Source organism: Novosphingobium pokkalii, from assembly GCF_014652855.1.
Taxonomy (GTDB): Bacteria; Pseudomonadota; Alphaproteobacteria; order Sphingomonadales; family Sphingomonadaceae; genus Novosphingobium; species Novosphingobium pokkalii.
Genome location: NZ_BMZP01000005.1, coordinates 21,734 through 36,610, shown reverse-complemented (window position 1 = coordinate 36,610; position 14,877 = coordinate 21,734). Strand labels below are relative to the sequence as shown.

Here is a 14,877-nt window from a genome sequence, read left to right as displayed (position 1 = left end):
CGCCCCGGCCCCTCATGGCGACTCTTCAAAACGCTAGGGCTGGGCGAAAGGGCAGGGGCTGGCCAACGGCTCTTTTACTCCCCTCCTCTTCAGAGGAGGGGTTGGGGGTGGTGCGAAGCCCTGCGCTAGGCTGCCACCACCCCCCGACCCCCTCCTCTGAAGAGGAGGGGGAGCAAGACCCCCAGTTCGCCCTGAGCTTGTCGAAGGGCCGGTCTTGAGCCGGGCCTAAGCCCTTAGCGTTGCAGCGAAATGTACCCGAGTTGCGCCGCCTTGAACACGGTCTGGCTGCGGTTGACCGCGTCCAGCTTGATCGAGGCATTGTGGATGTGGAACCGCACGGTCGCGCGGCTGCGGCCGATGATCATGCTGATTTCCAGGTCGGTCTTGCCGATCGCGGCCCAGCGCAGGCATTCCACCTCGCGCTTCGACAGGCGCGATCCCGGGGGCAGGGCCTGGGCCGATCCCATGGTGTTGACATAGCTGGTGATGAACGTGCGCCCGACCAGCCCCAGCACATCGCCATAGCGGCGGAACAGTGGCGCCAGGTCGGTGAGCGACTGGTCCAGCGGATTGAACGAGACCGCGCCGATCTGCCCGAACGGCAGGTGCACCGGCACCACGATCGCGGCGCGGGTCATCGCCCGTGCTTCGAAATTGGTGAGATCGATCGCGGCGAGGTAGCGGTTGGGTGCGCGGGTGTGGCAGCCCTTCTCGTTCATCCAGAACGGCTCGCTTTCAAAGCGGCAGGCGGTGGTGATCGGCGAATCGAGCGCGATGCGCGGGTTCTGCCACCAGGCCTTTTCGCTGGTCCAGCCAAACACGTCGCGCGCCAGCACGCTGCCGTCCACGTCCATCGGCGTGCGCTTGTCGGCAATATTGTGCGCGGGCGCTGCCTGCATGCCGCAATTGCGCGCAAGCGTGTCGAGCGCCTGGGCGGCGCGGCGAATCTCGTCTGGCGCCGTTATGCGAACGGCATCGACCCATTCCAGGCTGGGAACATCCATCTCCAGGACCATGTGCTTGTGCCTTCTTGTGAGCGGGCGTTGGGGGCCATCCTAACCTTTTTCGCAGCGTGGTTGGCCTGACGGTAGTGCTAGATCGTCAGCCAAGGGAGCAACAGCCATGAATTTTGAGCTGAGCGAAGAAGAGACCATGCTCGCCGCGCTGGCTGATCGGTTCGTGGCCGATCGCTATGATATCGAGCGGCGCCGCACCTACCAGGCTGAAGCGACCGGTTTTTCATCGGAAAACTGGGCCTTGCTGGCCGAATGCGGGCTGATGGCTGCCCCGCTGGACGAGGCCGATGGCGGCATGAACCTGGAGCCGGGGGCGATCGTGGCGCTGTTTTCCGCGCTCGGTCGCGGACTGGTGGTGGAGCCTCTGGCCGAAAGCGTGCTGGTCGGCGCGCGGTTGCTGCTAGCCGGTGCGGGGGAAGACCTCGCCGCGCAGTGGCGTGAAGGATTGGCGAGCGGGACGCGGCGCGTGGCCCTGGCCCATGCCGAGCCGGCGCAGCGCGGCAACGCGGCCTGGGTCGAAACGCGCAGCCAGCCCGCACCCGGCGGCACCTGCCTGTCGGGCATCAAGCATTGCGTACCGGCGGGGCTGGGGGCCGATGCCTATCTGGTCAGCGCGCGCGAAGCCGATGGCGGCGCGGTTGCGTTTCATCTCGTGCCCGCCGATGCGCCAGGCCTGGCGATCACGCCGTGGCGCCTGATCGATGGCAGCGTGGCGGTGCACCTGGCGCTCGACGGCGTGACGGTGCCCGCCGACCATCGCCTGTCGGGTGGGCTGGACCTGATGCACGCAATCCTGCCGCTGGCCGACCTGGCGCGCGCCGCCGAGGCGGTGGGCGTGATGCAGCGCATGTTCGACGAGACGCTGGACTACCTGCGCACGCGCAGCCAGTTCAACACGCCGCTGGGTCGGTTCCAGGCGATCCAGCACCGCATGGTGGCGCACTATTGCGCGCTGGAACAGTCCAGGGCCTTGCTCAATCTCGCACTGGTCGGGGGCGAGGGAGGAGATTTCGGCGCGACCGACTTCGCCAGCGCCGTTGCCGGCGCGCGCGCTTTCATCAGCGATGTTTCGCTAGCTTTGGGACACGACATGATCCAGTTCCATGGCGGCATGGGCGTGACCGACGAACTCGCCATTGGCCATGGCCACAAGCGGCTGGTGCTGCTGTCCCGCTGGCCGGAAGACCCGCTGGCCAAGCTCGATCGCTATGCCGGCTTGGCGGCGTAAGCCGGCTGCTTCCTGCGCAGCCGAGGCAAACCTTGGCGACATAGTGAAAAATCGCCACGGGGGGATATTCGCGGCCGATCCGGCAGGATAAGAGCATGCGCGCGGAGACGAGGGGTTTCCGCTGGGCGCGCTCGTTCTTGGTCGGGATGGTGATGATGCGGATTTCCTTGGGGCGTCTGGTCCTGGCTGGCGTGGCCTGTAGTGCGCTGCTCGCGCTGGAAGGCTGCGGTCCGGCGCTGCTGCATCCGCGCGCTGCGGCTGCGCGTCGCACCCGTCCGGTCGAGTCGCCGGCTCCGCCGGCAGTCAGCCCCGTCGCATCCGAGGCAAACCCGGCGCCAACCGCTCCTGAAAGCACGCCGCCGGCACCGGAACCGGAACAGGCGCCCGATAAAGGGCCGATCGCCGACATGATCGTGCCGCCAGCCCCCTCTCCGGCGCCGGCGCCTTCCCCCACACCAGCGCCTGCATCATCGCCAGAGCCAGCGCCTGCACCCGTTGCCGCGCCTGTACCCGTCGCTCCGCCACCGCCGCCTCCCGCGCCGGCACCCGAGCCCGAAGCGCCGCCGATCGTCGTCAATCGTGCGCTCGATCCTCCCCCGCCGCCGCCGCCTCCGCCGCCACCGCCCCCGCCGGTCGATCTTTCCACGATCGTGGTCACGGTGTCGCCGCCGTCTGCCTGCAAGGATTGCGAGACGGTCAGGCTGTCGGTTTCGCCCACGGGCGAAGTGCTGATCGAGCGCGGGCAGTGGGATGTGATCCACCAGAAGTGGGACTATCGCCGCACGCCGACCAAGACCAAGGCGCAGAACGCCGCGGCATTCATCGCGGCGATGGCGCCCGATCGGCCGCTGGGGGTCAAGGCCATTTCGGGCAACGAAGCTTGCACCGCCACCACGGGCGATGCGGGCGGCGGCGTGGCGTTGCGCTGGGTCGATGGCCTGCGCGATGATCGCCTGACCGTCAGCTTTGCCTGCGCGCCTTACGCCGGCAGCACCTGGGAACGCCACGTGCGGGACGCGGCAGCGCTCCTCAAGCTGAGCCGCCCGATTTTCTAGGGTCTGCGGGGAATTAGCCCATGGCGGGCTGCGAACGGCCGCTTTTCGCGCTTCCGGTGCTTACGTACTGAAAAGTACGCTGCGCTCCGGATCACGAAAATCAGCCATTCTCGCTCCACCCTGACCTAAATCCCCGCAGACCCTAAAGGGTCACGCCGCGCTTCCAGATGCCGATGGCGCGCTCGTCATTGGCTTCGTTGCGCGCAGGGCTGCCGCTGGCGATGGCCAGGATCTGCGCCAGCAGGGCCTCGGCCGCCGCGTCCATGCCCAGGCTCAGCGCCTGCCCTGCGTCGAAATCGATCCAGCCGGGCTTGTGCCGGGCCAGCGCGCTGTTGGAGGCGATCTTGATCGTCGGCACCGGGCTGCCCAGCGGCGTGCCGCGCCCGGTGGAAAACAGCGTGAGCGTGGCACCGGCGGCGGCCAGCGCGGTGGTGGAGACGGCATCGTTGCCCGGCGCTTCCAGCACGGTGAGGCCCGGTTGGCTCAGCCGCTGGCCATAGTCGATCACGTCGGTCACCGGGGCCTGGCCGCCCTTCTGCACCGCGCCCAGCGATTTTTCCTCCAGCGTGGTGATCCCGCCGGCAATGTTGCCGGGGCTGGGGTTTTCCGAAACCGGTTCGCCATGATCCAGGAAATAGCGCTTGAAGCGATTGACCAGCGTTGAGAGCCGGTCGAACACCTCGGCGCTGGTGGCGCGCTCCAGCAACAGGGTTTCCGCGCCGAACACTTCGGGAATTTCGGTGAGGATCGCCGCGCCGCCCGCCTGGATGACGGCGTCGGTCATGCGGCCGATCAGCGGGTTGGCGGTCAAGCCGCTCATCGCGTCCGATCCGCCGCATTTCACCCCCAGGCGCAGCGCCGACAGCGGCACCGGCTCGCGTCGATCCTGCGCCATCAGGGCAAGCAGATCGGCCAGGTGCGCTTCGCCGGCGGCAAACTCATCGCCTTCTGATTGCGCGCGCAGCACGCGCAGCCGGGCGCGCCGCTCTTGCGGGATGCGCGCCAGCAGGGCGTCTAGCTGGTTGGATTCGCAGCCCAGGCCCAGCAAGAGCACGCCGCCGGCGTTGGGATTGCAGGCCAGCGCCGCCAGGATGGCCGCCGTGCCCTCCAGATCGGCGCCCAGTTGCGAGCAGCCGAACGGGTGGTTGAACGCATGGACGCCATCGATCTGCGCATCGGGCAGCGCCGCGATCATGGCCTGGCCGCGCTGCGCCAGCCGTTCGCCCAGCCGCCCGACGCACCCCACCGTGGGCAGAATCCACACTTCGTTGCGGGTGCCCACGCTGCCATCGGGGCGGACGTGGCCCAGGAACGTCGGCGCATCGGCGCGGCGCACCGGCATGGTGGGGGCGGCCTGCGGAGCAAAGGCATAGTCCACTTCACCGCGCAGCGCCGTCGCCATGTTGTGGCTGTGCACGTGATCGCCCACCGCGATCGCCACCGTCGCCAGGCCGATCCGCGCGCCATAGCGATGGACCGGCGCGCCCGCCGCGATGGGCACCAGCGCGAACTTGTGCCCGGCCGGAATCGCCTGGTTGAGCGTGATGCTGGCGGTGCCGACGCGCACCGTCTGGCCCGCTTCGAGCGGGCGTAGCGCCACGGCCACATCGTCGCGCGGGGCGATTTGCAGGGCATCGGGCAGGGGTGGGGCCAGCGTGTCGGGGGCATCGGTCATGCCGGTTTGATACACGGTTGCCAGCGCTGGCACAATCCACTACCAAGCCGGCAATTCTGCAAGAGGCCTGTTGTCCATGCCCCGTCTGGTCCTTCATCCCGATCGCCTGTTTCCCGCCGATCCGGCCACCCGCGCTATCGCGCGGGAGCTTTATGCCCTCGTGGCCAAGGCGCCGATCATCAGCCCGCATGGCCACACCGATCCGGAATGGTTCGCCACCGATGCGCCCTGGGCCAATGCCACCGAACTGCTGCTGGCGCCCGATCACTACCTGTTCCGCATGCTCTATTCGCAGGGCGTCTCGCTCGATGCGCTGGGCGTGCCGCGCCGTGGCGGGGCGCTGCCCGATACCGATCCGCGCGCGGCCTGGCGCACGTTTGCCGCGCACTGGCACCTGTTTGCCGGCACGCCTTCGGCGATGTGGCTGGGCCATGTCTTCGCTGAAGTCTTCGGGCTGACCGAAACGCTGAACGAAGCGAGTGCGGACCACTATTACGACGCGATTGGCGCAGCGCTGGCCAGCCCGGCGTTCCGTCCGCGCGCGCTGTTCGAGCGGTTCAACATTGAACTGCTTGCCACCACCGAAGGCGCGGCCGACGATCTTGTCCACCACCAGGCGATCCGCGCCTCGGGCTGGCAGGGCAATGTGGTGACGACCTATCGCCCGGATTCGGTGATCGATCCCGAACACGATTCCTTCGCGCGCGACATGGCGCGCTTTGCCGAACTGAGCGGCGAAGACGTGACCACCTGGAGCGGATACCTGGCCGCGCATCGCCGCCGCCGTGCCGATTTCCGTGCGATGGGCGCCACGGCCACCGACCATGGCTTCCTCACCCCGCAAACCGCCAACCTCTCGCGCGCCGAGTGCGAGGCGCTGTTCGCCAAGGTGATCGGTGGCCAGGCCGATGCCGCCCAGGCCGAGCTGTTCCGCGCCCAGATGCTGACGGAAATGGCGCGGATGAGCCTGGACGACGGCATGACCATGCAGATCCACCCCGGCGCCACGCGCAACCACAACGCGCGGCTCTTCGCCAGCCACGGGCGCGACAAGGGCGCGGACATTCCCCGCGCCACCGAATTCGTCGAGGCACTGCGCCCGATGCTCGATCTGTTCGGCAACGAACCGGCGCTCAAGGTCATTCTCTTCACGCTCGACGAGACGACCTATGCCCGCGAACTGGCGCCGCTCGCCGGGCATTATCCGTGCCTCAAGCTCGGCCCGGCGTGGTGGTTCCACGATAGCCCCGAAGGCATGCGCCGCTTCCGCGAAATGACCACCGAAACCGCCGGGTTCTACAACACCGTCGGCTTCAACGACGATACGCGCGCGTTCCTCTCGATCCCCGCGCGGCACGACGTGGCGCGGCGGGTGGACTGCGGCTTCCTGGCGCGGCTGGTAGCCGAACACCGCCTGGCCGACTGGGAAGCGGCCGAACTGATCGAGGAACTGACCACTGGCCTGGTGCGCCGCGCCTATGGCCTGCCCGTGCCCGCCGCCCGTCAGGCGGTGCCGGCATGACCCGGCTTTCCCCCGAAACGCTGGCCCTTTTGCCCGCAGACGTGGCGCGCCCGGCCTATGACCGCGCCGCCATGCGCGCCGGCGTGGTTCATTTCGGCCCCGGCGCCTTTCACCGCGCCCACCAGGCCGCCGCATTCGATACGCTGCTCGCCCACGATCCGCGCTGGGGCATCACCGGCGTCAGCCTGCATTCGCAGGGCGTGGCCCAGGCGCTCAACCCGCAAGGCGGGCTCTACACGCTGGCGCTGCTCGATGCACAGACCCGCTATCGCGTGATCGGCAGCGTGAGCCACGTGCTGACCGGCACCGAGCCGCCGGCGATCCTTGCCGCGCTGGCCCACGCCGACACGCGCCTGATCAGCGCCACGGTCACGGAAAAGGGCTATTGCCTGGGCGCCGATGGCCAGCTCGATCCTGAGCATCCCGCCATCGCGGCGGATCTGGCAAAAGGGCGCGAGGATGGCTGGGTGCCGCAAAGCTTCGTCGGCTGGCTGGTTCAGGGCCTGGCCGCGCGCCGCCGCGCTGGGCTGCCGGGGGTGACCGTGCTGTCGTGCGACAACCTCACCGACAATGGCCGCAAGCTGGAAGCCGCAACGCTGGCCCTGGCGCGCGAGCTGGACGGCGACACCGCCGCGTGGATGGCCGACCACGTCCGCTTTCCCAATGCCATGGTCGATTCGATCACCCCGGCCACCGACGATGCCCTGCGCGCGCAGGTGCAGGTGGCGACCGGCCTCGAAGACGCCTGGCCGATCCAGCGCGAGGGCTTCACCCAGTGGGTGATCGAGGATCGCTTTGCCGGGGAACGCCCGGCGCTGGACCTGGCCGGTGTTACGTTTGCCGCCGACGTGCGCCCGTTCGAGATGGCCAAGCTGCGCCTGCTCAACGGCGCGCATTCCACGTTGGCCTATGTCGGGCTGGGCCTTGGCCATGAAACCGTGGCCGAGGCAATGCGCGATGCCCCGCTGGCGGCTTTTGTCGAGCAACTGATGCGCGATGACATCGCCCCGGCGGTGGTGGCGCCACCCGGACTCGATCTGCCGGGCTACATCGCCGACGTGCTGGCGCGCTTTGCCAATCCGGCGATCCGCCACCTGCTGTCGCAGATTGCGTGGGACGGGTCGCAAAAGCTGCCCTATCGCCTGCTCGGCACGGTGCGCGAAGCGCTCGAAGCCGGGCGCCCGATCGATCGGCTCGCCGTGCCGATCGCGGCCTGGCTGCGCTTCCTCGAAAAGGCTGCCCACGAGGGGCGGACGATCACCGATCCACTGGCCGAAGAGCTCCTGGGCCGTGCCGCCGATTGGCGCGCGGTGCTGGCGATGCCGGCGGTGTTCGGCCCGCTGGGCCACGATGCGCGGTTCATCGCCGCCGTGGGCCAGGCGCACGAGGCGCTGGCACAGGGCCGCCTGCCGGGCTGACGACGTCTATCGCGGCGCCGGCCCGGTGCTTTCGGCCGGCGCCAGCGTCAGTTCGGGATGGAACAGGGGCGGCGGCGTGCCGCCCTCGATCCGCGCGATCAGGTGGCGCGTCGCCGCCGCCGCAATCGCGCCAAAGGGCCGCACCACCGAGGTCAGCGCGGGCGTGACCATCTGCGCCAGCAGGCTGCCGTCAAAGCCCACCACGGAAAGCTGCGCCGGCACGGCAAGCCCGCGCGCGGCGGCCACCTTGAGCACGGCGGCGGCCATGATGTCGTTGGCGGCAAAGATCGCGGTGGGTGGCGCTGGCGCGGCGAGCAGGGCCTGCGCTCCGGCAATGCCCGCCGCAAAGGTATAGTCCCCCGGCGTTTCGGCCAGGGTGACGCCCGGCGCCTGCGCGATTTCGGCAAGGAAGCCGGCGCGGCGCTCGCGGGCAGAGGCCATGTCGGCCGGGCCGTTGATCAGACCGATGGCACGATGGCCCAGGCCGAGCAGATGCCGCGCCACTTGCGCACCTGCTGCGCGCTCGTCGCTGGAAATGACCCCGGCAAAGCCATCGAGCGGCACCGATGAGACTGCCACGGCGGGAACCTGCACTGCATCGAGCGCCGCGGCCAGCCCGTCCACGCCGGAAATCGGCGGCAGCACGATCAGCCCGTCCACCCGCGAACGGCTGGCAAAGGCCACGGCATCGGCAATGGCCTCGGCCCCCTCGGGCGGCGTGGAGTGGACGATCAGCTCATACCCTTGCGCGGCCGTGACCGAAACGATCCCGCGCTGGATGGAATCGAGCACCAGCGCATTGCGATCGTTGTGGATCAGCCCGATCAGGAACGAGCGCCGCATCGCCAGCGCGCGGGCGCGCAGGCTGGGGCGAAAGCGCAGCGCAGCAATCGCCGCCTCGATCCGCTCGCGTGTCTGGGCGTTGACCTTGGGCGACTTGTTGAGCACGCGCGAGACCGTGCGGATCGAAACCCCGGCGGCGGCGGCCACGTCCTCGATGGTCGGTTCGCCCTGGCGGGCAGGATCGGGTTGGCTCGGCACATTCGCAGCGGTCATCGCTGCGTTCTAAGCCGATATCCCGTGATCAGGCCAGCCCCACCGTGGCTGCCCAGGCGCGCCACAAATCCGGCCAGGCTTCCACTGGCTTGCCGATCGCGCGGCGCAGGCCAAAGCCGTGGCCGCCATTGGCGAACAGGTGCGTTTCGACCGGCACGCCTTTTGCCTTCAGCGCGGCGCGCAGGCGCAGGGTGTTTTCCACCGGCACAGCCTCGTCATCCTCGGCATGGCACAGGAAATGCGGCGGCGCATCGGCGGGCACGCAGCGATCGGGGGAGTGCGCCGCTTCCAGTGCAGGGGTGGGCTTTGGCCCCAGCAGCAACTGGCGCGATCCGGCATGGGCAATGGCCGGGTCCATGCTGACCACCGGATAGATCGGCGCTGCGCTGTGTGGACGGGCAGACAGCGCATCGGCGGCATCGCGCGGCGTATAGACATTGGCGGCAAAGCGCGCGGCCAGATCGGCGCAGACATGCCCGCCAGCCGAAAAGCCCATGGCCGCAATCCGCTCGGGATCGATGGCGAAATCGCGCGCGCGATGGCGGACCAGACGCATCGCGCGCTGCGCATCGACCAGCGGCGTATCCGGCCCGCTCGACCAGCCTTCGCCCGGCAGGCGATAGAACAGCACGAAGGCGGTAAAACCGCGCGCGGCCAGCCAGCGCCCGATTTCATAGCCTTCCTTGTCCACCACGATCCAGCGGTAGCCGCCACCCGGCGTGATCATCACCGCCGCGCCGTTGGGCCGGTCGGGCCGGAACACCGCCATGCGCGGGCGCGTGATGCCCATCACCGCGCGATCGGTGACCAGGCGGTCGCTGGACCGTTCGTTGACCGTCTCGACAAGAGGGGTGGCCAGATGGCCGGGGGAACCATCTGGCCACAGGTCGAGAGTCTCGGTCGGTTGCGGCAGACCGGGGGGCGTGCCGTTTGGCCCGGCCGGGGGTGGGGTCTGCCCCCAGGCCGGCCGGGCCGCTGCCCATGCACTCGCCACCAGGCTCCGGGCCACCAGAGCGCGACGGGAAAGCGTCATGGGCAGATGCTCCTCAAGGCGTCACATCACAGCTTGGCGCGCGCGCCGAACAGGATCGTGCGGCCGAAGTGGTTGTTTTCATAGTTGCGCTGCGCCGACTGGTCGGTGAAGCGATAGCGATAGGCATCGGTCAGGTTGTTGCCGTCGATCGACAGTTCCAGCCAGGGCCGGATCTTGTAGCGCACCGCCGCATCGACGCTGGTATAGGCGCCATAGCCTTCGAACACGTTGCCCGTGCCGCTGGTGCCATCCACGAACGGCCCGCGATAGCTGACCGAGCCGCGAATGCTGAACTTGCCGTCGTCGTAATAAAGCGTGGCGTTCCAGGCCCGCTTCGACACGTTGAGCAGCGTCTGGTTGTAGATCGCCGAAACCCCTGCCAGCATGCAGGCGCCGGCGGTGTTGCGGGTGCAGGCGCTGACCGCGGGGCCGGTGATGGTATAGTCCGCGTCGCTCTTGATCAGCGTGGCGTTGCCCTGGAACCCAGTGTGGCTGAGGAAGCCCGGCAGGAACGGGAAGGGCAATTGCAGTGCCACTTCGATGCCCTTGAGCGTGGCGCCAGCACCATTGACCTGCGACGAGACCACATATTGCTGATCGGGATCATAGTTGATGTAGGCCGGCGAGCTGGGCGTCAGCACCGAGCGATCGAGCCCGAGCTGCGGCAGCGTGGCGACATAAGTGCCCGAAACCGGGAAGCTCTGGATCTGCTTGATGAACCCGGCCACCGACAGCAGCGCCTGCGGCGCGAAATACCATTCGGCCGAAACGTCGAAATTGGTGGCGCGATAGGGATCGAGGAACGGGTTGCCGAAGGTGACCTTGTAGTTGAACCCGTCGACCGAACCGCCCGGATTGAGGTTGCCGAGCGAGGGCCGGGTGATGACCTTGGCGATCGCCCCGCGCAGGATCACGTCGCGGTGCGGATAGAACGCGATGTTGAACGAAGGCAGCCAGTCGTCATAAGTGCGCCCCACCGTGGCCGCGATCCCGGCGCTATAGCCGGTGGAGCGCTGGTCGGTGTGGGCATAGCGGATGCCCGCGTTGCCGGCATATTCCAGGCCGAACAAATCGCCCTTCACGTCGAACTGGAGATATCCGCCCGAGGTGGTTTCCTGCACCTGGCGGTTGGAGCCGAGGTCTTCCACTGCCGTGCGGCCATAGAGCTTGGTATAGGCCGACGCGGCGTCGATATTGGCCGCGAGGAATTGCGAGGTCGTGCCGCTGGGCTGGCCGGCATCGCCCAGGCTGACAAGGTCGGAAATGCTGGAGGTGACCGGCAGGCCATAGACGCTGGACGAACAGGTCGTGGTGCCCAGGATCACGTCGGGCTGGCCGTTGGTCTTGCAGGCCACGGTGTCGCGCGTCCAGAGCTGGGTCTGGAAGTTGTAGCGCCGCCACACCCCGCCGATCTTGACGGTAAAGCCCTTGGTCACGTCCCATTCGGTGCGAAGTTGCACCGTCTTGAACTTGTTGGTGACATAGGACGGGCGATCGCGGATTTCGGCGAGCTGAAAATTGGCCGGGTTGGTCACGTCGATGCCATAGCTCAGCACCGGCGATTTCATGTTGCTGTAATCGAACGTGAAACCGTTGGCGCCCTTGCTGTCGTAGGCAATCGTGCTTTCCACCGGAATGTCGGCATCGGATTGCGAGAACCCGCCCAGCAGGGTGAAGCGCAAGGTATCGCTCACGTCCTGGTCCCAGGTCGCGCCCACCTGGTAGAACTTGGTCTGCGACTGGCGCAGATAGCTTTCGGTGCGGACATAGGCGTTGTTGAACGTGCCGCTGACCATGTTGCCGTTGCTGTCGTACGTGGGGTTGACCACGTTGAAGCTGCGCTCGTTGGAGCGCGCCAGCACTTCCAGCCACTTTTCCTTGCGGTCTTCCTTGAACGAGGAATAGAGCGCGTCGATCGAGATCTTGGTGTGGGTGCTGGGTTCGAATTGGATCGATCCGGTCAGCCCCAGGCGGCGGCGATCGTGCTCGACCACGCCATAGCGCGGAATGCGCGGGTGGAACGAGAGCGCGGCGGCGTCGCAGGCGGTGGACGGGCGATAGAACCCGCCGCTGTTCACCGGATTGCCGCCGGTGGCCGCTGCCACGGAATAGAAGCAGGGCGTGCCATCGACCGAATTGAAATAGGCCTGCGACCAGCGCACCGTGTTGTTGCCGGTTTCCAGCGTATCGGTGTGCGAATAGGCGGCCGAGAAATTCACGCCCAGCGTACCGGCATCGTTCTTCCACGAGAGCAGCCCGGCCACACGCGGGCCGACATTCTTCGACAGGTCGTTATACGATCCCTGCACGTTGAGCACGGCGGTCAGGCCGGTCTTGCCGGCCAGCGGATTGCCGGTGTTGAGATCGACCACGGCACCCAGCGAGCCTTCGTCCAGGCTCGCCTCGGCGGTCTTGTGCACCACCAGGCTGCTGAACAGTTCGGACGCGAAGACGTTGAAGTCGAACGAACGGTCGCGGTTGGCCGAGGCGCCGTCGGACGAGGTGGTGATCGTCTCCAACCCGTTGACGCGCACGCGGGTGAACTGCGCGCCCAATCCGCGGACGGTGATGGCGCGGCCTTCGCCGCCATCCTTCTGGATCGAAATGCCGGGAATGCGCTGGAGCGATTCGGCGATGTTCTGGTCAGGGAACTTGGCGATGTCTTCGGCCACCACGGCATCCACCGCCGAGACCGAGTTGCGCTTCACGTTGAGCGCGGCCTGGAGCGACTGGCGAAAGCCGGTGACGATGATCGCCGGGGTCTGGTCCTCGCCCGTGCCCGGCGCCGTCGCCGCGGCGGCATCGGCCGGCGGCGCGGCATCCTGCGCCATCGCGCCTTGCGGCAAGGCCAGCGCGCTGCCGGCGAACAGGGCGGTCTTGAGCATCGAAACTCGGGAAATATTCTTGCGCATCGTCACATCCCCTCTCAGCCCGTGAGGCTGAATGATACCGGTGTCAACAATGCACGCAATGGCTTGCATCGATCCGGCAACACTACTCCCATCCGCCCACAGCGGATCGCCCGCGCCTTGGGCGGGGCTTGTTCTTCTCCGCTTGCCTTCCCGTCCCGTGGAGCAGGAAAGGTAACCGGTGTCATTGATCCTTGTTTTGCAGCACGATCTTTCCCCTGTCAAGAACCCGGTTGCAAACCGATGATCAAAGAAATTGGCGTTTGATACAGAGATATAAAAAGAAATAGCGCCGCTGTGGAAGCGGATTTGTGGCCATTATGCTGCACTTGGGACGGCGCAGCATCGGCCTGATTCGATGCCTTAACTTCTGTACCCAAACTGCTGAGCCCTAACTGCCGGGCTGGACATAGGGCGCGGTGCTCCACAGCCGGCGTTGCCAGCCGCGCGGATCGTCCACCATGCGCGAGACGGCGTCGAAAACCATCGTGCCCCGCGCAGGCAGACGATAGGGCTGCCATGTCGCCAGTCCGGGGCGCCCGGTCCGGGCCAGGCCGGCAAAGGCCGCCATCATCGTCGCGCTCAGCGCGCGCGCCGTCGCATCGGTCCCGGAATAGCTGCCGGGCGCGTCCAGCGTGCCGAAAACATAGGGCAGGTCATCGGTGTGCGCCGCCCCGCGCAAAGGATCGCGCGGTGAGGGGCGGTCGAGCTGGTAGACCCAGGTATGCTCGGCCCCGGCAGCGGCGCGGGCATCGGCTTCGATCACCTGGCCCGGCCAGGACCGCCCGGCCGTGGTCGCCGCATAATAGATCTGTTCCACGCTCCAGTCAGGCGCCTGCGCGCGATAGTGCTGCACCACCCATTGCGGATCGAGGTCGATCTTCACTTCGGCGGCCATGCGCTGGGGCAGGTTGTCCCAGGTCAGTCCGGCCAGCTTCGGCCCGCGCGGATCGAGAAAGGCGCGGGTTTCGTCGCGCACATTGCCCAGGATCATCGGCACGTGCAGCGATTGCGGCGCGGCATCGGGCCAGAACGGATGGCGCGGCAGGTTGGTCATGTCCAGCACCGGGCCAAAATAGACCCCGCCGCCCATGATCGGATCGATGGCGTCCAGCGCCGCGATCAGCCGCTCCACCGGCAGCGCCCGCAAGGCGGGCACGCCATCGTCGCCCAGTCCCATGCGAGCAAGCCAGGCGCGGGTGCGGGCCAGGGCATGGCCGGGGCCGCTGGCCTGCACCTGCTGCCCGCTCATCGTCGCCGCCGCATGGAACAGGCCCTGCGCCGCCGGCATGGCCATCAGTGTGGCGATCTTCGCCCCGCCGCCCGATTGGCCGAACACCATGACCCGCGCCGGATCGCCCCCGAACGCGGCAATATGATCGCGCACCCAGTGCAGCGCCAGGATCAGGTCGAGCTGGCCCAGGTTGCCGCTATCGGCCGCCTGCGTATCCAGCGGCCGCAGCCAGGCATAGCCAAGCGGCCCGAGGCGATGGTTGACGCTGACCACCACCACGTCGCCGCCCGCCGCCAGATGCGCGCCTTGCGTGAGGGGATCGGTGACCGAGCCGTTGGCATAGGCACCGCCGTGGAAATAGACCATGACCGCGCGGCCCGCGCCAGGATGCGCCTCGGGCGTCCACACGTTGAGGAACAGGCAGTCCTCGCTTTGCGGGGCATCGGCCATGCCGCGCTGCGGGCATACCGGGCCAAACTGCGTCGCATCCACCGGCGGCCCATCGAACGGTTCGGCCACGGCCCGGGCAAAACGCGCGGCGCGGCCATAGCGTATGCCCTTGAAGGCCAGCACGCCGGCCTCGCGCAGCCCGCGATAACGCCCCACGCGCGGTTGTGGCGGCGCGGCGGCGCGCGTGGCTGCCGGTGCCAGGGCAGCCATGGCCGTGGCGCCCTTGACCAGGGCGCGGCGAGTCAGGACATGGCGGGTCATCGCGGTCATCCAGCGCTCTC

10 protein-coding genes are annotated in these 14,877 nt (G+C 67.8%); 4 read left to right on the top strand and 6 right to left on the bottom strand.

The genetic code is table 11. The features are described from left to right. Window positions 1-233: 233 nt before the first annotated feature. Window positions 234-1,004 carry a helix-turn-helix transcriptional regulator gene (locus IE191_RS06865; RefSeq protein ID WP_191323794.1) on the bottom strand — a complete coding sequence of 257 codons (771 nt, stop codon included), beginning with the start codon at window positions 1,002-1,004 and terminating at the stop codon, window positions 234-236. 118 nt (window positions 1,005-1,122) lie between these two features. Between IE191_RS06865 and IE191_RS06860 the strand changes: the two genes are divergently transcribed. Beyond that, the gene (locus tag IE191_RS06860) at window positions 1,123-2,244 is read left to right on the top strand and encodes an acyl-CoA dehydrogenase family protein (protein WP_191323632.1); all 1,122 of its coding nucleotides are present in this window, start codon (window positions 1,123-1,125) and stop codon (window positions 2,242-2,244) included. Between the two features lie 155 nt (window positions 2,245-2,399). Next, entirely contained in the window at window positions 2,400-3,299 is a 900-nt protein-coding gene (locus tag IE191_RS06855; protein ID WP_229815156.1) for a hypothetical protein, read from the top strand. 142 nt (window positions 3,300-3,441) lie between these two features. Here the strand turns inward: IE191_RS06855 and IE191_RS06850 are convergent, their stop codons facing one another. Next, window positions 3,442-4,974, bottom strand: a complete 1,533-nt coding sequence (locus tag IE191_RS06850) for a UxaA family hydrolase (RefSeq protein ID WP_191323630.1) — start codon at window positions 4,972-4,974, stop codon at window positions 3,442-3,444. A 76-nt stretch (window positions 4,975-5,050) separates the two neighbouring features. Here IE191_RS06850 and uxaC point away from each other — a divergent pair, with 76 nt between their 5' ends. Both uxaC and IE191_RS06840 read left to right on the top strand, forming a co-directional pair. After that, window positions 5,051-6,496, top strand: coding sequence for a glucuronate isomerase (gene uxaC, locus IE191_RS06845; RefSeq protein WP_191323629.1), 1,446 nt, complete (start codon window positions 5,051-5,053; stop codon window positions 6,494-6,496). Next, entirely contained in the window at window positions 6,493-7,914 is a 1,422-nt protein-coding gene (locus IE191_RS06840) for a mannitol dehydrogenase family protein (protein WP_191323628.1), read from the top strand. The genes uxaC and IE191_RS06840 overlap by 4 nt, the downstream gene beginning before the upstream one ends. A 6-nt stretch (window positions 7,915-7,920) precedes the next feature. On the opposite strand, the gene IE191_RS06835 is transcribed toward IE191_RS06840, so the two are convergent. The 4 genes from IE191_RS06835 to IE191_RS06820 all read right to left on the bottom strand — a co-directional run bounded on the left by IE191_RS06835 (window position 7,921) and on the right by IE191_RS06820 (window position 14,866). Further along, a complete protein-coding gene (locus IE191_RS06835; protein ID WP_191323627.1) occupies window positions 7,921-8,970 on the bottom strand; it encodes a LacI family DNA-binding transcriptional regulator in 1,050 nt (349 codons plus the stop codon). A 28-nt stretch (window positions 8,971-8,998) separates the two neighbouring features. Beyond that, a complete protein-coding gene (locus IE191_RS06830; RefSeq protein ID WP_191323626.1) occupies window positions 8,999-10,003 on the bottom strand; it encodes an alpha/beta hydrolase in 1,005 nt (334 codons plus the stop codon). A 26-nt stretch (window positions 10,004-10,029) separates the two neighbouring features. Then, window positions 10,030-12,888, bottom strand: coding sequence for a TonB-dependent receptor (locus IE191_RS06825; protein WP_373299255.1), 2,859 nt, complete (start codon window positions 12,886-12,888; stop codon window positions 10,030-10,032). 415 nt (window positions 12,889-13,303) lie between these two features. Continuing rightward, window positions 13,304-14,866, bottom strand: a complete 1,563-nt coding sequence (locus tag IE191_RS06820) for a carboxylesterase/lipase family protein (RefSeq protein WP_373299254.1) — start codon at window positions 14,864-14,866, stop codon at window positions 13,304-13,306. Window positions 14,867-14,877: the final 11 nt, after the last annotated feature.